The sequence below is a fragment of the Natronomonas salsuginis genome, assembly GCF_005239135.1.
GTDB lineage: Archaea > Halobacteriota > Halobacteria > Halobacteriales > Haloarculaceae > Natronomonas > Natronomonas salsuginis.
This window is the reverse complement of the sequence record NZ_QKNX01000004.1, coordinates 42,063-62,819: the sequence shown is the minus strand read 5'-3', so window position 1 is coordinate 62,819 and position 20,757 is coordinate 42,063. Positions and strand designations below refer to the sequence as shown.

Sequence of the window (20,757 nt, the reverse complement as noted above, 5' to 3'; positions counted from 1 at the left end):
GCGCGGCGAACGGGTACACTACAGCAGCACCAACACGACGAGCGCGCCGAGCAGTGCCACGGTGAGCAAGAAGATGCTCGTCCCCGACGAGGCTTTCAGGCGGACCGTTTCGGCTTCGTGATCCGCCGGCAGCGAATCGAGGTCGACGCCCGGCAGCCGTTCGGCCGCCCGGTAGGCGTACCGACCTGGATCGCGGCCGACCGCCATCGCGCCGCCCGCAGTCGCCATGACGGCCCGGTCGACTGCGGCCCACAGTTCGGTGACGACCCAGACGAGCCCCCGGCCCGAGTAGAAGGCCGCCGGAAAGAGGACGCGATCGACGTCCGGCAGCCACGCCAGCCGGGTGATCGGCCCCCTCAGCCCGAAGAACGCCGCGAAGCCGACGACGAGCAGGACGGCACTCTCCGTCAGGTGGCTCGCGCTGTAGGGGTGCAGTTCCGCGGCGAGGAGCTCCGTCGAAGGGAGCAACTCGAAGAGGAGTCCCGGTGCCAGCCCGTAGAGCAGACAGAAGCCGCCGACGGTCAGCATGGCGACGGTCTGGCCGATCGTGGCGTCCGCCGGCTCGACGGTGTTCTCGCCGTGGAAGAAGACGTAGTAGCCGAGCTTGATGAACGACATGAACGTCCCGATCGCACCGAGGATGAGCAGCCACCAGAGGACGTCGCCGTAGGCCGCGGTTCCCTCGATGCCCAGCTCGAGGGTGTGGACGTGGTGGGCCTCGTCGAGGATCATCCCCTTCGAGACGAAGCCGTTGGTGCCGGGAATGGCCGTGATCGAGGCCGCGCCGAGCAGGTACGCGAGGAAGGTCAGCGGCATCACGTTCCAGAGGCCGCCTAGCTGCTTGATGTTCTCCTCGCCGGTCCGGTAGACCACGACGCCGACGGCCATGAACAAAAGCGCCTTGTAGAGGACGTTGTTAAACAGGTGAGCGAGCCCGCCCGCGACGGCGATCTCGGTGCCGAGCCCGATCCCCGCGAGCATGTAGCCGACCTGCGCCTGGATGTGATACGAGAGGAGCCGGCGCGGATCGTACTGTAACAGCGCGAAGAAGGCCCCGTAGACCGCCATCGCGCCGCCCATGTACGCGAGCCACATCCCGCCCTCCGGAAACGCTCTGAACATGACGTAGGCGGCGGTCTTCGTCGTGAACACCGAGAGGAACACCGACGCCGCGACGTGCGGTCGCGGGTACGTGTCGGGCAGCCACGAGTGTAGGAAGATGAACCCGCAGTTGATCCCGATCCCGACCGCGGCCAGCGGGATGGCGGCGTCGGCGATCCCGAGCGTCGCGGCGTAGCGGAACGATCCGACTTCGACGAAGTGGACGATCACGGCCGCAAGGAGGATCGTCCCGCCGATCCCGTGGTACAGCGCGTAGCGGTAGCCGGCCCGGACCGCCGTCCCGCCGTGATGCCACACGAGGAGCGTCGAGGTGACCGCCATCAGCTCCCAAAAGAAGATCATCGAGAGCCAGTCGCCGGCCAGTACGACGCCGACGGTGCTGGCGACGTAGCTCATCGCGAAGGCGGTCTGCGTGCGCGTCGCGTCGGTCTCGTAAGCGTAGACGACCGCCGCGGTCGCGAGGATGGAGACGGCGACCGCGACGAGCCGCGCGGGGTCGTCGACGTTGAGAAAGACCGCGTCGAAGCCGAGGAAACGCGCGTCGACGTACGTCCCGTTCTCCAACAGGAGCGCCTGCACGCCGACCGCCGCCGTCGCGAGCCCCGCGAGCAGATGACCCGGCAACCGCGGCAGGATCGCGACAGCGAACGCCGCAAAGAGCACGTACGCGAACGGCGGAACGGACTCGATCACGGGGCCACCTCCGTGCCCGCGAGGACGCCCTCGACGATGACCTCGACGAGTTCGAGGAACACGACCTCGTAGGGGACGATCCCCACCAGGATCGCGCCGGTCACCGCCGCGAGGATCGGGGCGAGCATGAACCACGTCGTCTCCTCGCCGCGGAGCGCCTCGGCGGGCGTGAGTCGCCGCCAGCCGCCGGGCGGCGGCCCCTCGTGGTGGGTGTCGTGGTCGGCGTGTGAGTCGTGATCCGCGCGGCTATCGTCGTGGACAGCGTGGTCTTCGTCGTCGGACACTGTGTGATCGCTCGGCTTTCGATCGACCGCGTACTCGCCGTCGACGAGCGGCGCGGGCTCGCTGTAATCGCGACGTTCCGCCGTGCTCGAGAAGTCCGGCTGGAGGTCCGCAGGGTCGATGTCTGGCGACTCGTCGGCGTCAGCGTCTGCCGATCTGGCATCTTGGTTGCCGTCCGCCGTCGAGTCCTCGGCGTCGTCGATCGGTCGTCCGCCGTCGGTCGCGGGCAGTATCGACCGCCGCTCGCCGCCAAGGCGGAAGTCCACGAGCGGTTTGGCATCGTGGTCGTCCTCGGCCTCGAAGAAGGCCGTGTAGACGACCGGCCAGAAGTACGCGATGTTGAGCACGCCGGAGACCAACAGCGCCCCCGCGAGATAGTAGCCGACGGGCGTGAGGGTCGCCCCCATCTCGATGCCGCCGATGAGCAGGTAGTACTTCGAGACGAAGCCCGCAAAGAGCGGGATGCCCGCCATCCCGGCGGCGGCGAGCGCGAAGGCCCCGAAGACGACCGGCATCCGCTTGCCGATACCCGCCATCTCGGAGATGTGATCGGTGTGCGTCTCGACGTGGACCGCGCCCGCACAGAAGAACAGGGTGAGCTTCATGAACGCGTGGGCGGGGATGTGCAAGAGCGCGCCGATCAGCCCGTAGGGGCCGAACAGCCCCAGCCCGAGCACGATGTACGAGAGCTGCGAAACCGTCGAGTACGCGAGGCGCTGTTTGAGGTGATCTTTTCGGAGCGCGATGAACGACGCCGCGAGCAGCGTGAACGCGGCGAGTACGGAGATGACGAGGCCCATCCCCAGCTGGTAGGCCACCTCGGGGCCGAACACGTCGAGGGTCACGCGGGCGACGCCGAACGCCCCGGACTTGACGACCGCGACGGCGTGGAGCAGCCCCGAGACGGGCGTCGGCGCGACCATCGCAGTCGGCAGCCACTGGTGCAGCGGCATCAGCCCGGCCTTGACACCGAAGCCGACCGCGAGGAGGAGGTACGCGACCTGGACCGCCGTCCCGTTCGAGTTCGCGACCGCGGCCAGGCCCTCGATCCCGCCGGGGGTGAACGTGACCGTGCCGGCGAGCCAAAAGACCAAGACGGTTCCGGCGAGGACCAACACGCCGCCGCCGAACATGGTGTACGCGAGGTACTTCCGGCCCGCCGAGCGCGCCTCGGCGGTCTCGTCGTGGGCGACGAGCGGGTACGTCGCCACCGAGAGCAGCTCGTAAAACAGGAAGATCGTCACGAGGTTGCCGGCGAAGGCGATCCCCATCGTCGCCGACAGGGAGGCGGCGAAGGAGGCGAAATAGCGGGTCTGGCCGTGCTCGTCCAGTCCGCGCATGTAGCCGATGCTGTAAAAGGAGGTGACGATCCACAGCAGGCTCGCGAGGAACGCAAAGAGCATGCCGAGCGAATCGGCGCGGAGGACGAACTCGATCCCGGCGACGAACTCGCCCGCCGAGAAGACGTACGTCTCGCCGGCGAGGACGCCCGGCAACATCGCGGCGACGATCGCGAACTTCGCGAACGCCGTGATGATCGTGACGGCTTCGCGAAGGTTCGGTCGGCGGTGGGCGGCCAAGATGCAGAACATTCCGACGAGCGATACCAACACGGCGTAGAGGGGGAAGGTGTCGATCATAGTACGGCCTCCAAGAACGGGTCGAGGAACGCTTCGAAGACGGGCCCCGCGAACCCGAGCGCGACCGCAGCGACCGAGAGGGCGGCGACGACGAACACCATGCCGAACGAAACCGGGCGCTCGTCGTCGTCGTCACCCGAGCCGCCATCCGACAGCAATCGGACACCGCGACCGTCGGCCGTCACCGCGCCCTCGATGTCGTCGGCCGGCTGGAAGTACATCGTCTCCAGCAGGCGAGCGACGTACAGAAGCGTCAACAGCGTGCTGAACAGGACGACGGCGGCGACGATCGGCGCGCCCGCCTCGATCGCGCCCCAGGCGATGTACCACTTGCCAAGGAAGCCGATCGAGGGCGGAACGCCGACCAGGCCGAGAAGCAGCGCCGCGATCGCCGCGACGGCCACCGGCGAGCGGTAGCCGAGATTGGCGTACTGCCGAACGGTTCTGATCCCGTACGCTGAGGCGATGACGCCGACACCGAGAAAGAGGGCGGTCTTCATCAGCCCGTGGCCGACGAGGTGGACGATCCCGCCCACAAGCGCCTGTTCCGTGGCGAGTCCAAAGGCGGCGACGATCATGCCGAACTGCGCGACCGACGAGTACGCCAGCATGCGCTTGACGTCCGATTGGATCACCGCGAGCACGGAGCCGGCGACGATGCTGACCGTCGCGAACGCCACGAGCGCGTCGCCCGCGAGCGGCACCGCCTCGAAGAACGCGGGCGTGTACACCGCGTAGACGAGCCGCGCCAGCGCGTACGCGCCGAGCGTCGAGGCGAGCCCGGAGATGTAGGCGGTGACCGTGTCCGGCGACTCAGCGTAGGCGTCGGAGATCCACGTGTGCAACGGGAAGATCGCCGCCTTCACCGACAGGCCGACGGCGACGAAGCAGAAGGAGGCGACGATCAGCGGATCGGTGTAGCCCACCGTCTCCGGGATCGTCGCGGCGAGATCGGTCATGTTCAGCGTCCCCGTAGCGACGAGGAGGAAGCCGACGCCGACGAGGTACAGCGACGCGCCGGCGGTGCCGACGATGAGATATTTCAGCGACGCGAGCGCGGCCCGCGCCGATCTGTCCGCGGCGACCAGCGCGTAGGTCGCGAGGCCGACGATCTCGAGGAAGACGAACATGTTGAACACGTCGCCCGTGAGGCCGACGCCCATCAGCCCGCCGAGGAGCAACAAGAAGGCGCTGTAGAAGGCGTTCTCGCGGGGGCCGCCGCGCCGAGCGTACGCGACGACGACGAGCGTCACGACGGCGATCAACGAGATCACGACCGCCGAGAACTCGTCGACAACCAGCTCGATCCCGTAAGTCCGCGGGTAGCCCCCGAGGTTGTGAACGAATCGCCCCTCGGCGACCACCCGGCTGACGACGCTGCCGGCGAGCGCGAGTTCGACGCCGGCGGTGAGCGCGGCGATCGGCCAGCCGACCGCCTCGAACTTCAGCCCCGCGAGCAGCGGCAGCGTCGCCGCGATGATCGGGATCGCGATCAACAGGGCGAGTTCGGGATTACTCATTCGCGACCTCCCGGATCGTCTCCTCGTTGAGGGTGCCGTACGCCGCGTAGAGCCTGACGATCAGCGCGAGCGCCACGGCGGTGAGGCTGACGCCGACGACGATAGCGGTGAGCACGATGACCTGCGGCAGCGGGCTGGCGTACTCGCCGACCGCGCCGCCCTCCGTCGGAATGACGGGTATCGATCCGCCATCGGCGTACGCCATGGCGATGAAAAACAGGAAGATCGCGCTCTGAAAGAGGTTCAGCCCGATGATCTTCTTGACGAGGTTCGGGCTCGCGATCATCATGTACAGCCCGATCGCGAGCAGGAGTACGACCGTCACGTACGCGTATCTCGTCGATAGGAACTCGACGGCAGACTGGGCGAGGAGACTCACTCCTCGTCACCCCCGTCGAGTTCGTAGCCGGCGGCGGTGAGAAAGAACAGCCCCATGATGACGCCGGCGACGATCGGGGCGACGCCGCCGATCTCGATGGCCTCCATGCCCCACTTCGTGGCGTCGGGACCGATGAAGCGCGCGTAGCGGCCGTATTCGAGGAAGGCCCCACCCAGCCCGAGCGCGCCGAGACCGACCGACGCGAAGACGATGACGCCGCCGGCGGCGAGTCCGGTCATCACCCCGCTCCCGACCCATTCACGCGTGGGACGGATGCCGAAGGCGAAGGCGAGCATGAAGACGACGACGGCGACGAGCGCGCCGCCCTGAAAGCCGCCGCCCGGCGAATCGGCGCCGTGGAAGGTCATAAAGAAGCCGTACGTGAGGACGAACGGCGTGACGACGCGGACGGCGGTCATGATGATCTCGCTTTCCGTGTAGGGTCGGTCGGGATCGAACTCGGGAGCGGCCTGTTCGGCGTCGTCCGAGGCCGACTCCGATGCGGCGGCGGCCGCGGCCCCGGATCGGGTGTCGACATCCGGGGCTGCGTCGACGTCGCTCACAGGAACTCACCCCGTCGGAGAACGAGGACGACAGCGACGCCCGCCGAGAAGACAACGACGGCCTCCCCGAACGTATCGAAGCCGCGGTAGCCGGCGAGCACGGCCGTGACGGCGTTCGTGACGCCGGTCTCCGCGTACGACGACGCGAGGTAGTGACCGGTGACGGCCTCACCGGGCGTCCCGGCCGCCCCCGTCACAGGCGTCGTGCCGCCGAGGAAGTTCTCGACGGGGATCGCACCGGTGATCGCGAGGAGGACGGCGGCCAGCCCGACGGAGACGGTCGCGGCGGGCCAGTTGACCGACGCGAAGATCTCCTCGGTTCGCGGCCGCGTCGTCTTCGTGATCGTCACGAGCAACAGGATCGTCGTCACGCCGGCACCGATCGCGGCCTCGGTGAGCGCGACGTCCGGCGCGAGCAACAGCGAGTACAAAAGCGCCATGCCGAGGCTGTACGCCGCGAAGACGATGATGACCGCGAGCGTGTCGCGCAACAGCGCGGTCGCGACCGCGGTGACGACGACGAACCCAGCGAGCGCGAAGCCGACCGCGCTCATCGTCTGTCGTCCCCCTCGGTCCACGGTTCGATACCCTCTTCGTACGCGGCCCGTGCGATCGCGTGCGCCGCAGTCGGGTTGGTGATGAAGATGAACACGAGCAACAACACCGCTTTGATGACGCCGGAATCGACGCCGTAGGCGAGTACGACGGATGCCACGACGAGTCCTGCGCCGAGCGTGTCCGTCTGCGAGGCGGTGTGGGCGCGCGAGTAGACGTCCGGCAGCCGGATCACGCCGACGACGGAGACGAGCGTGAAGAAGACCCCGGCGGCGAGTAGCACGAGGATCGCCGCGAGGCGGAGATCGTTCATATGACGCCCCCCCGCTTGACCGTGAACTTCGAGATGGCGACCGCCATGAGGAAGTTCAACAGCGCGTAGACGAGCGCGATGTCGATGAAGGACTCGCTGTCGAGCGCCACCGCCAACAGCGCCAGGATGAGGACGGTCTTCGTCCCGAGGACGTTGACCGCGACGACGCGATCCTGCATCGTCGGCCCCACGACGGCCCGGTAGAGCACAACGAGCGCGAGGACGACGAGGACGGCTGCCGCCCCGAGAAAGATGGGCGTCAACATCAGGACTCGTCTTTCCCCTCCTTCGTCGCGTCATCGGCTCGGGGACTCTGTAGCTCCTCGTAGTCGCCGCGCTCGGCCGGACCGGGGATCGTCATCGCCCGTCGCCCGTAGAAGACGAACCGGACGGCGCGTTCGAGCGCACCGTCGGCGATCCCATCGCGTGCGCCCTCGAAGAGGCCGTGAACGTAGAGGTACTGTCCGCGAGTTCGGACCGTGAGCGTTCCCGGCGTGAGGGTGATACTGTTCGCGAGCGTCGTCACCGCGGGACCGCCCCACACCGCCGATCGAACCCGAGTCATCCGGGGATCAATCGGGAGGTTCGGGTGGAGGACTATGTACGTGATGTAGAGGTTCGAAACGACGATCTCGTAGAGGAGATACGGAACGAACAGCGCGAACCTCGCGAGTTGTATCGCGAGCCGTCCGATTCGGACCCGCTCGGAGAGCGTCACGGTGTACAGCGCGCCCGCCACGATCCCGGCGGTGAGCGTGCCCGTGACGAGTTCGTAGGCGAGATCGTAGCTATCGCCGGTCACGACGGCGAAGCCGCCGAGCAGCTGATAAAACAGAAACGAGACGCCGAACAGCAGCCCGAACTGCAGCGCGCCGCCCGCCCGCGTCAGCCGTGAGCGACGGACGGTGCGTCGCGTCGGCGCTTCCGACACCTCGAACCCGCGCGCGGCGAGGGCGACCTCCATCGGACGCAACAGCGGGACGTTGCCGCCGGGGCTGAACTCGGGGTCGACGATGATGCGGTCGATTCCGTGCTCGTCGGCGTACCCAGCGAGCACGTCGGCGTAGTCGTCGGGGCTGAACAGGTACTCGTCCTCGCCGATGATCGCCGTTTCGGCGGCCGGCGATCCCTCGGGCACGTCCTCGTCGACCCACGCCGAGACGCGAGTCAAAAGCGACTCGGTCCGCTCTCTGACCTCGGCCTCGACGTCGCTGATGTCGTGCCACGCGACCGGCGCGACAAAGTGGACCGCGTCGAGTCCGGCCTCGTCGGCGGCCTCGATCGCGTACGAGACCGTGTTCCGCAGTGTCACCGACTCACCGACGGGGACGAGCACCGCACCGCCGGACGCCGGTTCCTCTGTGTGATCAGCCACGAGTGTTCTATCCACGTCTTGGTCCACCCGCATCAAAACGGTTTACCTTCGTGACTGCGCCGCGATCGACGCGCTTAGCCACGTTTAACTCGCTTCATCTCCGAGCCCACGCCATGGCACACTCGGCGGGCGCGTTCGTTCCCGGACACGTGACCGGGTTTTTCAGCGCCCACCCGGACGACGATCCCACGATTGCCGGCTCGCGCGGGGCCGGCGTCACCGTCGACGAGGGCGTCGTGGTCCGACTCGAACCCGGTGACGGCCTCGAACTCAACGGCGAGCCCGCGACGATCGAGGCCGTCGACCGCGTGCTCGGCGCGCTTCGAGCGACCGCCCACGTCGCCGTCGAGACCGACCTCCCGCTCGGGGCGGGCTTCGGCGTGTCGGGGGCGGCCGCGCTCGGGACCGCGCTCGCGACGAACGCCGTCTTTGCCCGCGCGCTCTCCGAGAATGAGCTCGTCACGATCGCCCACGGCGCGGAAGTGCAGGCCGGCACCGGACTCGGTGACGTCGTCGGACAGGCGCGCGGCGGCTTCCCGATCCGGCTCGAACCCGGTGCGCCGGCACACGGCGCGATGGACGGGCTCCCCGACCGCCGGTCGATCGAGTACGTCAACTTCGGCGAACTGTCGACGGCAGAGATCCTGACGGGCGACACCGAGGAGTTGACCGCTGCGGGGACGCGGGCGCTGTCGACGCTCGTCGCCGAGCCGTCCGTCGAGACGTTCATGGAAGTCTCGCGGCGGTTCGCACGGGAAGCCGATCTCCTGACGTCGCCGGTCGAGGAGGCCATCCGTGCGGTCTCCGAAGCGGGCGGGGAGGCGGCGATGGCGATGCTCGGCGAAACCGTCTTCGCGCTCGACGATGGGCTCTCGGCGGCAGGGTACGACGCCGAGCGATGCGAGGTCAACCTCACCGGTGCTCACCTCCGGTGACCTTGTTCGCGCCGCCAAAAGAGATGGCGCGACCGAGACACGTCGAGAAACCGAATGGTCTAACATCGTCTTCGCAGTAGCGCGAGCGTGAACGGAAACGACAGGTCGATCGTCGGCTTCGTGATGGCGGGGCACGGGATGGTCCACATCTACGAGCTGTCGATCCCGATCCTGATGACGATCTGGCTGTTGGAGTTCTCGACGACGGCGGCGTTGTTGGGCACCGTCGTCGCGGTCGGCTACGGCCTCTTCGGCGTCGGCGCGCTACCGGGCGGGCTGTTGGTCGATCGCTACGGCTCTCGGACGCTCGTCGTCGGCTGTCTCGCCGGTATGGGGCTGTCGTTCCTCGTCTTGAGCGTCGCACCGAGCATCCCCGGAATCGCCGTCGCGCTCGCGCTGTGGGGGATCTCCGCGAGCGTCTATCACCCGGCGGGGCTCACGCTCATCAGCAACGGCGTCGTCGACCGCGGTCGCGGCTTCGCCTTCCACGGGATGGCCGGCAACGCCGGGATCGCGGGCGGCCCGCTCGTGACGGCGCTGTTGCTCTTGGCGTTCGATTGGCAGACCGTCGCCATGCTGTTGGCCGCGCCGGCGCTCGTCGCCGCGGCCGTCGGGCTTCGGATCGAGTTCGACCCGACGGCGGCGATCGACGAGCGCGACGCGGAGACGCTCGACAAAAGCACGGGCCCCGAGAGCCTCTCGGCGTTCGTCGACCAGAGCCGGACGCTTTTCACCGCCGGGTTCGCGCTCGTGTTCGTCGTCGTCGCGCTGAACGGGCTGTACTACCGGGGGGCGCTGACGTTCCTGCCGGATCTGCTCGGGGACTTTCTCACCGCGGCGGTGGGCGACGTCCGACTCGGGCTCTTCGATCCGGACAGCGCGGTCGCCGAGGAGTTCGACCTGTCGAGCTACCTCTACGCGGGGTTGCTCACCGTCGGGATCGGCGGTCAGTATCTCGGCGGGCGACTCACCGAACGGATCGAACCCGACCGCGGACTGATCGTCATGCTGTCGTCGCTGTGCGTTATCGCGTTGGCCTTCGTTCCGGCCGCCCGGGCGGGACTCGGCGGGCTGGTCGTCGCGAGCGTCGCCCTCGGATTCACGCTGTTCGCGATGCAGCCGCTCACGCAGGCGACGATCACGAAGTACTCCGTCCCCGAGTCTCGGGGACTGTCGTTCGGGTACACGTACCTCGCGATCTTCGGCATCGGCGCGCTCGGGGCCGCCATCACGGGGACGGTGTTGACGTACGCCTCCGTCTCGGTCATGTTCGTCGTCCTCGCAGGCATCGCGGCGACGGCCGGGGCAATCGCAGTCGTGTTGGTCACCCGGCCCTGACTCGGCTGCGAGCCGACGGGGCGAGACGACCGTCGATCGACCGGGGCGAAAAGACGCGAAGGTTTAACTGCGGATTCGGAAAACACACCCGTTCGGCTCCCGAAATTCGCGTTCTGCGGGCCGACGACGCGTTCCGGTCGCTCTCGGCGGAGTACCTCGAGCGGGAGGACTTCGATGTCGTCACGGCCCCCGGGCCAGCCGCCGCGTTGGATCGGCTCGACGATGGCTTCTACGTCGAGGACGACGGTCCCGGGATCCCCGAATCCGAACTCGACGCGGTGCTGAAATCCGGCTACTTAGGCGGCGATGGGGCCGGCATCAGGCTCGCGATCGTCGACGCGGTCGCCGACAGCCACGGCTGGCCCATCCGGATCACCGGCGGCGAGGACGGCGGCGTGCGCTTCGAATTCCACGTCGACGACCGGTGAATCGAAGTCTCAACATCCGTCCGATTTTCCAGACATGTGCGATCGATACGCACGGAATATGCGCCGACAATGGCGGATTCGAGAAGCGATCACTCTTTAGGCTGCACGTTGCGAATATCGATATGGGATTGGACGAGGATTCACTGGAGTATCACCGGATCGACCCGCCGGGAAAGATCGAAATTTCGACCACGAAGCCGACGAACACCCAACGGGATCTGTCGCTGGCGTACTCACCGGGCGTTGCGGCCCCGTGCAACGAGATCGCAAAAACTCCCGAGGAGGCGTACACCTACACGAGCAAAGGGAACATGGTCGGCGTCGTCTCGAACGGGACCGCTGTATTGGGTCTCGGCGATATCGGCGCGCAAGCATCCAAACCCGTGATGGAGGGCAAGGGCGTATTGTTCAAGCGCTTCGCTGACATCGACGTCTTCGACATCGAGATAGACGAGGACGATCCGACCGAGTTCGCCGAATCGGTCGCGCGAATGGAGCCGACGTTCGGGGGGATCAACCTCGAAGACATCAAAGCACCGGAGTGTTTTGAGATCGAGTCACGGCTGCGTGAGGAGATGGACATCCCGGTGTTTCACGACGACCAACACGGCACGGCGATCATCTCCGGGGCGGCGCTGTTGAACGCCGCCGAGATCACCGGCAAATCGCTCGACGAACTCCAGATCGTCTTCTCCGGCGCGGGGGCAGCCGCGACCGCGACGGCACACTTCTACCGGTCGCTCGGCGTCCGGGCCGACAACGTCACCATGTGCGACATCGACGGCATCATCACCGAGGCTCGGGTCGCGGACGGCGATCCACACACCTACGTCGAGGCGTTCGCGAGTCCGACGGGCGGGGAGTTGGCGGACGCGATGGCGGGTGCGGACGTGTTCGTCGGGCTGTCGGTCGGCGGGATCGTCTCCGAGGAGATGGTCCGCTCGATGGCCGATGACCCCATCATCTTCGCCATGGCGAATCCGGAGCCAGAGATCGATTACGAGACGGCCAAGAACGCGCGCGACGACACGGTGATCATGGCAACGGGACGCTCGGATTATCCGAATCAGGTGAACAACGTACTCGGCTTCCCGTTCATCTTCCGCGGCGCGCTCGACGTGCGGGCGACGGAGATCAACGAGGAGATGAAAGTGGCGGCCGCCGAGGCGCTGGCCGACCTCGCCAAACAGGACGTCCCCGACGCCGTCGTCAAAGCCTACGGCGACCAACCGCTGCAGTTCGGCCCCGAGTACATCATCCCCAAACCGCTCGATTCGCGTGTACTGTTCGAGGTGTCGGGGGCCGTCGCGGGGGCCGCGATGGAAAGCGGCGTCGCGCGCGAGGAACTCGACCTCGACGCGTACCGCGAGGAACTGGAGGCGCGGTTGGGGAAGTCCAGAGAGATGATGCGGGTCGTGCTCAACAAGGCCAAAAGCGATCCCAAACGCCTCGTCCTCGCCGAGGGCGACGACCCGAAGATGATCCGAGCCGCGTATCAGTTGATCGAGCAGTCGATCGCCGAACCCGTGCTTATCGGCGACAAGCGATCGATCTGGGAGCAGTCGGCCGAGCTCGGATTGGACTTCGAACCGGAGATCGTCGATCCGGTGAGCGACGAACTATCGCCGTATGCCGACCGACTGTACGAGCTCCGCCAGCGGAAGGGCGTCACCCGACGGGAAGCCGAGGGGCTAGTCCACAACGGCAACTATCTGGCGAGCGTGATGGTGGAGATGGGCGACGCCGACGCGATGCTTACCGGGCTGACGAACCACTATCCGACGGCGCTTCGGCCGCCATTGCAGATCGTCGGCACGGACGCCGATTCGGAGTACGCCGCGGGCGTGTACATGCTGACGTTCAAAAACCGCGTCGTCTTCGTCGCCGACGCCACCGTCAATCAGGCCCCCGACGAGCACGTGCTCGCGGAGGTCGCCAGACACACCGCCGAGCTCGCCCGGCAGTTCAACGTCAACCCGAGCGTGGCGATGCTGTCGTACTCCGACTTCGGGACGGTCGACAACGAGGGAACGTACAAACCGCGGGAGGCGGCCCGGCTGCTGCGCGAGGACTCGACGGTCGACTTCCCAGTGGACGGCGAAATGCAGGCCGACACCGCCGTCGTCGAGGAGCTGTTGACCGAGGACTACCCCTTCGCGGAACTCGACGAGCCGGCGAACGTGTTGGTGTTTCCGAACCTGGAGGCGGGCAACATCGCGTACAAGCTCTTGCAGCGACTCGGCGGAGCCGAAGCCATCGGCCCGATGCTCGTCGGCATGGACAAACCCGTCCACGTCCTCCAGCGCGGCGACGAGGTCAAAGATATCGTCAACCTCGCCGGCGTCGCCGTCGTCGATGCACAGGACGACTGACCGCGAGGCCCATCGGGCCGAGCGGCCTTTTCGGTCCAGGAGTTTGCCGCGACGGTGAGCGAACGTGAACCCCGAGCGGGAAACGGCTGGAAGCATATCGTCAACCTCGCCGGCGTCGCCGTCGTCGACGCACAGGACGACTAATCGAACCGGACGTCGCACAGATTCATACCCTCGAAGCCACAACGCGTGGTATGTTCGAGGCGATCGGAGGCCGGTGGGGGAGAATCCCGTGACCGGGAGCGCGGATGGCTATCCGTCGGTCCCGCACGACCGACTGCTCGCCGACGGCTGGGAGCTGCGATCGAAGCGCGAGCGGACGGTCTTTCGGATGCCGGGGATGGAGGTGACCGGGCGCACGCTGCTGTACGACGATGCTGACCTGCGGGCGGCGATCGAAGCGGCCGGCGTGGCGGCGATCGTTGGCGACGCCGAGGTCGACGACCGGGTCGGTGACGACGGCGACGGCGGGTCGTGGCGCTTTTTCTTCGCCACGGCGCTGTCGTTTCGACCGCCGTTGGCACCGATGGTCGGGACCGTGTCGATCCGTCCGACCGTCGCGAGGCAGGCGCGGCGGACGTTCGTCGACGAACTCGAGGGGCGTGGGTTCGAGGGCGTCGAAAGCGGACGGCGCGAACGGGTCCGAACCGAATCCGGCGATCGGACTCGGCTCCGACAGTTCACCGCGCACCTACCGATCGCAGCGGAGCGCGGTCCCGAACGGATCGACGCGGAGGGGTGGCTCGCGGTGTGGGTGACGGACGGATCGTTCCGGATCGCCGGCGGCGCGTATCCGACGCACGGGCTGGAGGCGCGTCTCGATGCGGTAGGGGTTCGGACGCCGAGGATCGATCGGGTGTACCTTCGCGACGAGTTGATCGAGTTGATTCGCGCCGTGCGGTGATCGGGACAGCGAGCGATCGGTGTACGGAGCGTTCCAGCCGCGCGCTACCGATCCCGAAGCGCACCTGCCGCGAGGCCGACGGAAATCAACGCGAACGCGAGCAGCGACAGATTTGGGATCGAGAGTATTCCGAACAGTTCGTACTGGACGCTGCCGCACCCGCCACCAAGCGAGCAGGTTCCCCCCGACCGTAACTGCAAAGCGGAGTGATACGCCGCGACGACCGCACCCCCGACGGACAGCGGCAGCGCTGCTCGCCAAGCTGCGATCCGATCCTCGTACGTCGCGACGGCCAACACGACGACCAGCGGGTACATCCCCATACGCTGGAACCAGCACAGTTCGCAGGGGACGAGTCCCATCACGTCGCTGAAGTAGAGGCTTCCGGCGGTCGCGACGGTCGCGACGAGGGTGGAAGCCGCGAGTATTGATCGATCGGTGATAGCTGGCGTCATGGGCGGTGAAGTGATCGGTCGGTGATCGGTACTGGCTCCTGAGCTATCGGCGTTTCGGCTCCGGGACGCGCGTTCGAGCGTCACTCCTCGTCGACTTTCGGTCTCGGAACGACGCGCGGGGTTTTAACCACTACACGCGGATGTTGACATCCTCCCCGCGCTGAAGCGCGAGGATTCCCACGGCACCGCGCCGCTAGGTTGGGATATTGTGGTTTACGACGTAACCTGTTCTTGAGGTGCGAATACACCAGTTTCGTTGTCAAACAGGAACGTCGATGGCTGTGCCAACCAGCCGTTACTCCTATCACCGCCATCCGTGGCGGGACTCGGAGATACTTTTTGTCGGATATTCTCGGCCCCGTTCACGTCAGCGTTCGCCACTGTACCGCATTCATCGCACACGTATAACCCACGTTCGACACGGTTCGAGTCACGTTTGCGACCACAGCAAGAACACGACTTCGACGTGTCCTCCTCGGAGGCTTCTTCGACGGTGATACCTTCCATCTCCGCCTTGTATTCGAGGAGGTCGGTGAACCGGTCGAATGCCCACGAGTGCAAGTCGAGGTTGCCGTGTTTCCCCCAGTTTTTCGACTCGTTAGCGTCGTCATCTTCGCGGACTCCCGAGAGATCTCCCACTACGATCGTTCCAACGTCTTCCTCAACACACCGTTCAACAATGTGTTTCGAGAGCGTATGGAAATAGTGGGTACGGCGAGCCGACTTCTTGTGGTTCAGCCGGGTGGCCTGCTCGGAGTTCGAGCCGTCACACCGAGCGATTCGCTTGCTGAAGTAGTAGTCGTCCTGCTTCAAACAGTTCAGCGGGTACAGCTCGCTGTGGCCGTCCTCGTAGGCGAGCGCGGCAAAGTTGTTGATCCCGAGATCAACACCCACAGTCTTCTCACCGGGAGCTTCAGTCACATCGATTTCGACCTTACAGACGAAGTGTAGTTCCCACTCGTCGCCCGTCCACACAATCTTGGCTTGTTGGACGTTCTCCACGGCGGAGAGGTCAACGTCGGGACGAGTTTGGTACGTACACAGGACAAAATCCGACCAGTACTCTTTCAGGTTCGATCCTTTTGAGAGTCGGACGCGGTTGTACTGGGTGTCGAGTTTGAAGCCAGCGGCTTTGAACGTGACTGTGGAACGAGGGTGTTCATCGCCGTGTTTACGATAGCCGGGCGGGTTCGCTCTCGTGTCTCCGTTACGTCGTTTGCCGTACCAGCCGTTGAACGCCTCAGCGAGTTCTTGAAGGACTCGCTGACTTGACTGCGAATGCAGATCATCATAGCGGTCGTGGGTTTTGAGGTACGTGGTGAGCTCGTTGTGGTTGGGAATGTGATCGATTTCATCCCAGATCCGACTACACGTCCACCGTCCGACGTTCCAGATCTTACTGGCTGCGAACCCGAGCGAATCAAGGTCGTCTTGCACCCGAGACTGGTTCCGTATGGAAGCAGTATAGGTGCGAGTAACGACCTGTTTCGCCATACGTAACCTATGTAGGTCAACTTACTTGAAGCTGTGTATTTGCTCAGCGTGGAATATCCAGCCGTGCCATCGAACGGTGGACTGTGAAGGGTAGTGTCGGATTCATCCCCGCGCTAACGCGCGAGGCTTTCTCCTCGATTCTCCGTAACCTCCCGGAAGGCACGATCTTCAACACGCTCGGGTTCGGTCCCCATCAGCTGCCGTTCGCGGCGCTCGGGACGATACTGGGCGGGCACGTCCGCGTCGGGCTAGAGGACAACGTCTACTACCGTCGCGGCGAGTTGGCGACCGGGAACGAACAGCTCGTCGCGCGGGCGGCGGAGCTGGCCGGGACGCTGGAGCGGGCGGTCGCGACGCCGGCGCAGGCGAGAGAGATACTCGGGCTCGACTGACGGAGCCCGATCAGTGTTCGGCGCTCTCCCGCTCCGGCCTCGGAACATGACCGTGGCGGCGAACGAGCGTCTCGACCGGCGGCGCGGCTCCCCGAACGGTTATCCGATTGCGAACAGGCGGCGCCTCCGTCCGACAGTCCGTACGCCGCACTCCCGCCCTGGCGGACTGCCGGCCATCGATCAGCTCATAGGCGGTCTGGCCGCCTGTTGGTATATAAACCATCGGAGCCGCGTTTCGGCGGGCGTCGCAGCATCAGCGGCGCGTCCGACGCGCTCGGCTTACACGCCCAGCGCGTCCGCGAACTCGTAGAAGCTCTCGACGGTCAGATCCGGCTCCGCCCCGAACGATCCCCACGGGTCGCCGGTCCGGTCGAGTCGTACGCCCTGCATGCCGGCGTGTTTGGATCCTTGAATATCGAACGGCGGGCCGGCGACGTGGGCGATCGATTCGATCGGCGTCCCAGTCCGCGCGGCGGCGTGGCGGTAAATCTCGACGTCGGGTTTGAACGTCCGGACCTCGTGGGCGCTGATCGCGTCCTCGATGAGATCGCCGATCTCCGCGTGGTCGACCATCGAGTCGAGCATCTCCGGATTGCCGTTCGAGACGACGTACACCGGGTAGCCGCCGTCGATCAGGCGCTCGATGCCGTCGCGAACGTCCTCGAAGACCTCCAGTTCGTGGTAGACGGCGAGGATCTCCTCGACGGTTTCGTCGTCGAGGTCGACGCCGTGGGCCGAGAGCGCGTAGCGAAGCGCGTCGCGGTTCATGTCGTAGAACGGCTGATAAGCATCGACGAAGTTGCCGACCATCGTGTACTCGATCGATTTGGTCCGCCAGAGATCGGAGATCGAATCCGTGTCCTCGACGTGGGCGTCGAGCGCGTCGACCGCCGCGGAGGGGTCGACGAGCGTTCCGTAGGAATCGACGGTGACGGTCGCCACCGCATCTGGATCGAACGACATATCGGAAGGTCACGAGGCACGAACTAAAGCGTGCCGCGGGCGTGCGTAGTCGGGTATTGTCCGCCACGGCGTCACGTGTGACGAAATTTTAAATAACCGGTCGGAGACGGTCGAATTGATGAGTCAGATCGAACTACGAGTCGACGGGCAGCGATACGTCGCGGACCTCCTCGAGGAGGCGGCACCGGAATCCGTCGCGGCGCTCCGGGAGATCCTACCGCTCGAGTCGGACCTGATGCACGTTCGCTGGAGCGGACACGCGACGTAGATCAACATCGACGAGATCGAGTTGCCGGAGATACCGCGAGAGAACCACACGGTTTACCCCTCGAGGGGAGACATTCTGCTGTATCCGGGATACCGAAACGATCAGGAGATACTCATCGCCTGTGGCCCGACCTGTTTCAAGAGTCCGGCCGGCGAACTCGCGGGGAACCACGTCGCGAAGCTCCGGACGTCCGACCGCGAGCTTCGCCGCCTCGAGGACAAGACGCTGGAGGACGGGATGTTCCCGATCCGAGTCGAGGAAACCGGGTGACCGCTCGCGACGGATCGACGTCGGGCTCGGTCGGCGGGTGCTGATCGCGCGGGGGAGACAGACGGCTCGGCCCGCAGTTCGGGCATCGTCAACGAGTGTATTTTCGCTTCGGCCCAAACGGGAGTATGCGACTGTTCGTCAGCGTCGATCTGGGCGGGCTCGGGAAGGAGATCGACCGGCTCCAAGCACCGCTCGCGGAGCTTTCGGGACTTCGTCTCACGGATTCCGCGGACGCCCACGTGACGATGAAGTTTCTCGGCGACGGCGACCACGATCTCGACGCCCTCTCGGACGCGATCGACGCGGCGATCGACGAGGCGGATGTCGGGGCGTTCGAGGCGACGTTCGATCGCGTCGGCGCGTTTCCCTCGACGGCGTACATCCGCGTCGTCTGGCTCGGCGTCGGGCGAGGGGCCGAACCGCTGACGGCGTTACACCGCCGCCTCGAAGCCGAAACGACGGCGCTCGGATACGACGCGGAAAGCCACGAGTTCACGCCGCACGTCACGCTCGCCCGGATGGAGCACGCGGCGGCGAAGGCCGACGTGCAAGCGTTCCTCCGCGAAGACCCGCCCGAGGTCGGACCCGTTCACATCGACGAACTCCGACTGAAGGAGAGCACGCTGACCGGAGACGGGCCGACGTATCGAACGGTCGCTCGGTTCGGGCTGTAACGACCGAGCGAATCACAACCCTCACCTACCGGGCCGTCGACCCACGGGTATGCAACTGGGTGTGATCGGCCTCGGCCGGATGGGACGGATCGTCGTCGACCGCGTGCTGGGCGACGGCCACGACGTGGTCGCGTTCGACCTCGATTCCGAGGCGGTCGACGCGGCCGCAGCGGCCGGCGCGACCCCCGCAGACTCGATCGAGGAACTCGTCGAAACGCTCCCCGAGAACAAGCGGATCTGGCTGATGGTGCCCGCGGGCGACGCCGTCGACGCGACGCTCGCGGAACTCGATCCGCTCCTCGACGAGGCTGACGTCGTCGTCGATGGCGGGAACTCGCACTTCGAGCGGTCGATCGAGCGCGGCGAGTCGCTCTCGGCGGCGTATCTCGACTGCGGGACCTCCGGCGGTCCCGCGGGGGCAGAGCTCGGCTTCTCGCTCATGATCGGCGGGCCCGCCGAGGCCTACGAGGCGCTGGTGCCGGTCTTCGATGCCGTCGCGACCGGACCCGACGGCCACGACCGGATGGGGCCGCAGGGGTCGGGCCACTACGTCAAGATGGTCCACAACGGCGTCGAGTACGCGCTCATGCAGACGTACGGCGAGGGGTTCGAGCTGCTCAGCGAGGGCCGGTACGATCTCGACATGGAGTCGGTGGCCCGCACGTGGAACAACGGCGCGGTGATCCGCTCGTGGCTGCTCGAACTCTGCGAGGAGGCGTTCCGCGAGGAGGGCTCCGATTTGGGCGACGTCGACGACCACGTCGCGGGCGGCTCGACGGGAACGTGGACCGTCAAAGAGGCGCTCGAACAGGAGGTCGCCGTCCCGCTCATCTACGAGGCGCTCGGGGAGCGATTCGACTCGCGCGTCGAGGACGGGAAGTTCTCCCGGCGGCTCGCGAACCGGCTTCGATACGGCTTCGGTCGCCACGAGGTCAAGCGCCGCGATTAAGCGCTAACGCGCTGTATTCCGACCATGCCCTCCCTCGAGTGGTCGATCGACGCCTCGACCTCCCGGCCTCTCCGCACCGTCGCCCACCTCTCGCCGGCCGCGCTGGGCGGCGCGTTGTTGTTGGTGCTCGGCGCGGGACTCGTGTTCGTGGTCACCAACCCGACGGTGCTGTTTTCGGGCCCCGGCCTGGTTTTGCTGCTGCTGCTCGTCATCGGCGGGCCGTTCTCGCTGGCGTACCTGTGGCCGATGCTCACCGATCCAGAGCAGCGGCCGAGCACTGCGGAGTTCGCGGGAGCGGAGGGGTTTCCGTTCAGCGTTCGGAGCGTCTCGATCGCCGCCGCATCGGGGGCGGTCGTGATCCTCGGACTGGTGGTCGTCGGCGTCCCGTTCGAGGTCGTCTACTGGCTGGTCGTGGTCTGCGTCTTCTCGCCGATCCTCGTCGCCATGGCCACGACGCGGGGAGAACTCGACGGCGAGGGGCTCGCTATCAACCGCACCGAGGTTCCGCTGGCACGCCTTCGACGCGTCAGGTCGGCTCGCCTGGGAGATCACACCGTCGTCTGGCTCTCGTACGTCGAACGGACCGGCCTGTTCGTCCCGCGGTTGTTCGTCGTTCCCCGGTCGAAACGGGAGGCCGTACTCGATCGACTCGACGCGGGCGTCGACGCTGACCCGGCGATCGAACCGCCAGATCGGGCGGTCCAGACGGTTCTCCTGATCGGCGGCGCACTGTTTCTCGGCGTGGCGGCGCTGGCGTCCGTCTCGATCGACGAACCGGCGATTCGCCTGTACGCTGCGGTCGTTCTCGGCGGTATCGGGGCCGCGCTCGGCCTCGCCGGGTGGCGTGGGATCTGATCAGCCGACCGTAAGGCA

Annotated in this window: 21 protein-coding genes and 1 pseudogene; 10 read left to right on the top strand and 12 right to left on the bottom strand. The window is 66.3% G+C overall.

The window, feature by feature from the left end; translation table 11 throughout:
• Window positions 1–18 precede the first annotated feature (18 nt).
• The 9 genes from DM868_RS10710 to DM868_RS10670 are packed head-to-tail and all read right to left on the bottom strand — an operon-like array spanning window position 19 to window position 8,442.
• The gene (locus DM868_RS10710; RefSeq protein WP_137276873.1) at window positions 19–1,815 is read right to left on the bottom strand and encodes a Na(+)/H(+) antiporter subunit D; all 1,797 of its coding nucleotides are present in this window, start codon (window positions 1,813–1,815) and stop codon (window positions 19–21) included.
• Window positions 1,812–3,737 carry a cation:proton antiporter gene (locus DM868_RS10705; protein WP_137276872.1) on the bottom strand — a complete coding sequence of 642 codons (1,926 nt, stop codon included), beginning with the start codon at window positions 3,735–3,737 and terminating at the stop codon, window positions 1,812–1,814. Before DM868_RS10705 ends, DM868_RS10710 begins: the two co-directional genes overlap by 4 nt.
• Complete coding sequence (locus DM868_RS10700; RefSeq protein ID WP_137276871.1) at window positions 3,734–5,257, bottom strand: proton-conducting transporter transmembrane domain-containing protein; 1,524 nt, start codon at window positions 5,255–5,257, stop codon at window positions 3,734–3,736. Before DM868_RS10700 ends, DM868_RS10705 begins: the two co-directional genes overlap by 4 nt.
• Entirely contained in the window at window positions 5,250–5,636 is a 387-nt protein-coding gene (locus DM868_RS10695; protein WP_137276870.1) for a cation:proton antiporter subunit C, read from the bottom strand. The genes DM868_RS10700 and DM868_RS10695 overlap by 8 nt, the downstream gene beginning before the upstream one ends.
• Entirely contained in the window at window positions 5,633–6,199 is a 567-nt protein-coding gene (locus DM868_RS10690) for an MnhB domain-containing protein (protein ID WP_137276869.1), read from the bottom strand. The genes DM868_RS10695 and DM868_RS10690 overlap by 4 nt, the downstream gene beginning before the upstream one ends.
• A complete protein-coding gene (locus DM868_RS10685; RefSeq protein WP_137276868.1) occupies window positions 6,196–6,753 on the bottom strand; it encodes a DUF4040 domain-containing protein in 558 nt (185 codons plus the stop codon). Before DM868_RS10685 ends, DM868_RS10690 begins: the two co-directional genes overlap by 4 nt.
• Window positions 6,750–7,067, bottom strand: a complete 318-nt coding sequence (mnhG, locus tag DM868_RS10680) for a monovalent cation/H(+) antiporter subunit G (protein WP_137276867.1) — start codon at window positions 7,065–7,067, stop codon at window positions 6,750–6,752. The genes DM868_RS10685 and mnhG overlap by 4 nt, the downstream gene beginning before the upstream one ends.
• On the bottom strand, window positions 7,064–7,333 hold the full coding sequence (locus DM868_RS10675) for a cation:proton antiporter (protein WP_137276866.1): 270 nt from the start codon (window positions 7,331–7,333) through the stop codon (window positions 7,064–7,066). The genes mnhG and DM868_RS10675 overlap by 4 nt, the downstream gene beginning before the upstream one ends.
• A complete protein-coding gene (locus DM868_RS10670; protein ID WP_246049069.1) occupies window positions 7,333–8,442 on the bottom strand; it encodes a monovalent cation/H+ antiporter subunit E in 1,110 nt (369 codons plus the stop codon). Before DM868_RS10670 ends, DM868_RS10675 begins: the two co-directional genes overlap by 1 nt.
• Before the next feature lie 113 nt (window positions 8,443–8,555).
• Here DM868_RS10670 and DM868_RS10665 point away from each other — a divergent pair, with 113 nt between their 5' ends.
• The 5 genes from DM868_RS10665 to DM868_RS10645 all read left to right on the top strand — a co-directional run bounded on the left by DM868_RS10665 (window position 8,556) and on the right by DM868_RS10645 (window position 14,419).
• A complete protein-coding gene (locus DM868_RS10665; RefSeq protein ID WP_137276864.1) occupies window positions 8,556–9,377 on the top strand; it encodes a pantoate kinase in 822 nt (273 codons plus the stop codon).
• Window positions 9,378–9,464: 87 nt separating this feature from the next.
• On the top strand, window positions 9,465–10,715 hold the full coding sequence (locus DM868_RS10660) for an MFS transporter (RefSeq protein WP_222845528.1): 1,251 nt from the start codon (window positions 9,465–9,467) through the stop codon (window positions 10,713–10,715).
• A 206-nt stretch (window positions 10,716–10,921) separates the two neighbouring features.
• Window positions 10,922–11,143: a sensor histidine kinase gene (locus DM868_RS15485; RefSeq protein WP_246049067.1), complete on the top strand. Its 222-nt coding sequence runs from the start codon at window positions 10,922–10,924 to the stop codon at window positions 11,141–11,143.
• A 122-nt stretch (window positions 11,144–11,265) separates the two neighbouring features.
• Entirely contained in the window at window positions 11,266–13,515 is a 2,250-nt protein-coding gene (locus DM868_RS10650) for an NADP-dependent malic enzyme (protein WP_137276863.1), read from the top strand.
• Between the two features lie 217 nt (window positions 13,516–13,732).
• Window positions 13,733–14,419 (top strand): hypothetical protein, encoded by a 687-nt coding sequence (locus DM868_RS10645; RefSeq protein WP_246049065.1) that lies wholly within the window; start codon window positions 13,733–13,735, stop codon window positions 14,417–14,419.
• 44 nt (window positions 14,420–14,463) lie between these two features.
• Here the strand turns inward: DM868_RS10645 and DM868_RS10640 are convergent, their stop codons facing one another.
• Together DM868_RS10640 and DM868_RS10635 are read right to left on the bottom strand one after the other, a co-directional pair.
• A complete protein-coding gene (locus tag DM868_RS10640; protein ID WP_137276862.1) occupies window positions 14,464–14,874 on the bottom strand; it encodes a disulfide bond formation protein B in 411 nt (136 codons plus the stop codon).
• Between the two features lie 213 nt (window positions 14,875–15,087).
• Window positions 15,088–16,368, bottom strand: a complete 1,281-nt coding sequence (locus tag DM868_RS10635) for an RNA-guided endonuclease InsQ/TnpB family protein (RefSeq protein WP_137276861.1) — start codon at window positions 16,366–16,368, stop codon at window positions 15,088–15,090.
• Between the two features lie 83 nt (window positions 16,369–16,451).
• On the opposite strand from DM868_RS10635, the gene DM868_RS10630 reads away from it, so the two are divergent.
• Window positions 16,452–16,760 carry a 3-keto-5-aminohexanoate cleavage protein gene (locus tag DM868_RS10630; RefSeq protein ID WP_246049063.1) on the top strand — a complete coding sequence of 103 codons (309 nt, stop codon included), beginning with the start codon at window positions 16,452–16,454 and terminating at the stop codon, window positions 16,758–16,760.
• Window positions 16,761–17,039: 279 nt separating this feature from the next.
• On the opposite strand, the gene DM868_RS10625 is transcribed toward DM868_RS10630, so the two are convergent.
• Entirely contained in the window at window positions 17,040–17,723 is a 684-nt protein-coding gene (locus DM868_RS10625; protein ID WP_137276859.1) for a haloacid dehalogenase type II, read from the bottom strand.
• A 118-nt stretch (window positions 17,724–17,841) separates the two neighbouring features.
• Between DM868_RS10625 and DM868_RS10620 the strand changes: the two are divergent.
• From DM868_RS10620 to DM868_RS10605, 4 genes and pseudogenes are all read left to right on the top strand, one after another.
• Window positions 17,842–18,261: pseudogene (locus DM868_RS10620) on the top strand (DUF3830 family protein).
• Between the two features lie 125 nt (window positions 18,262–18,386).
• Window positions 18,387–18,935, top strand: coding sequence for an RNA 2',3'-cyclic phosphodiesterase (thpR, locus tag DM868_RS10615; RefSeq protein WP_137276858.1), 549 nt, complete (start codon window positions 18,387–18,389; stop codon window positions 18,933–18,935).
• Window positions 18,907–19,884, top strand: a complete 978-nt coding sequence (gene gnd, locus DM868_RS10610) for a phosphogluconate dehydrogenase (NAD(+)-dependent, decarboxylating) (protein ID WP_281280706.1) — start codon at window positions 18,907–18,909, stop codon at window positions 19,882–19,884. The genes thpR and gnd overlap by 29 nt, the downstream gene beginning before the upstream one ends.
• A gap of 24 nt (window positions 19,885–19,908) precedes the next feature.
• The gene (locus tag DM868_RS10605; RefSeq protein WP_137276856.1) at window positions 19,909–20,739 is read left to right on the top strand and encodes a hypothetical protein; all 831 of its coding nucleotides are present in this window, start codon (window positions 19,909–19,911) and stop codon (window positions 20,737–20,739) included.
• Window positions 20,740–20,757: the final 18 nt, after the last annotated feature.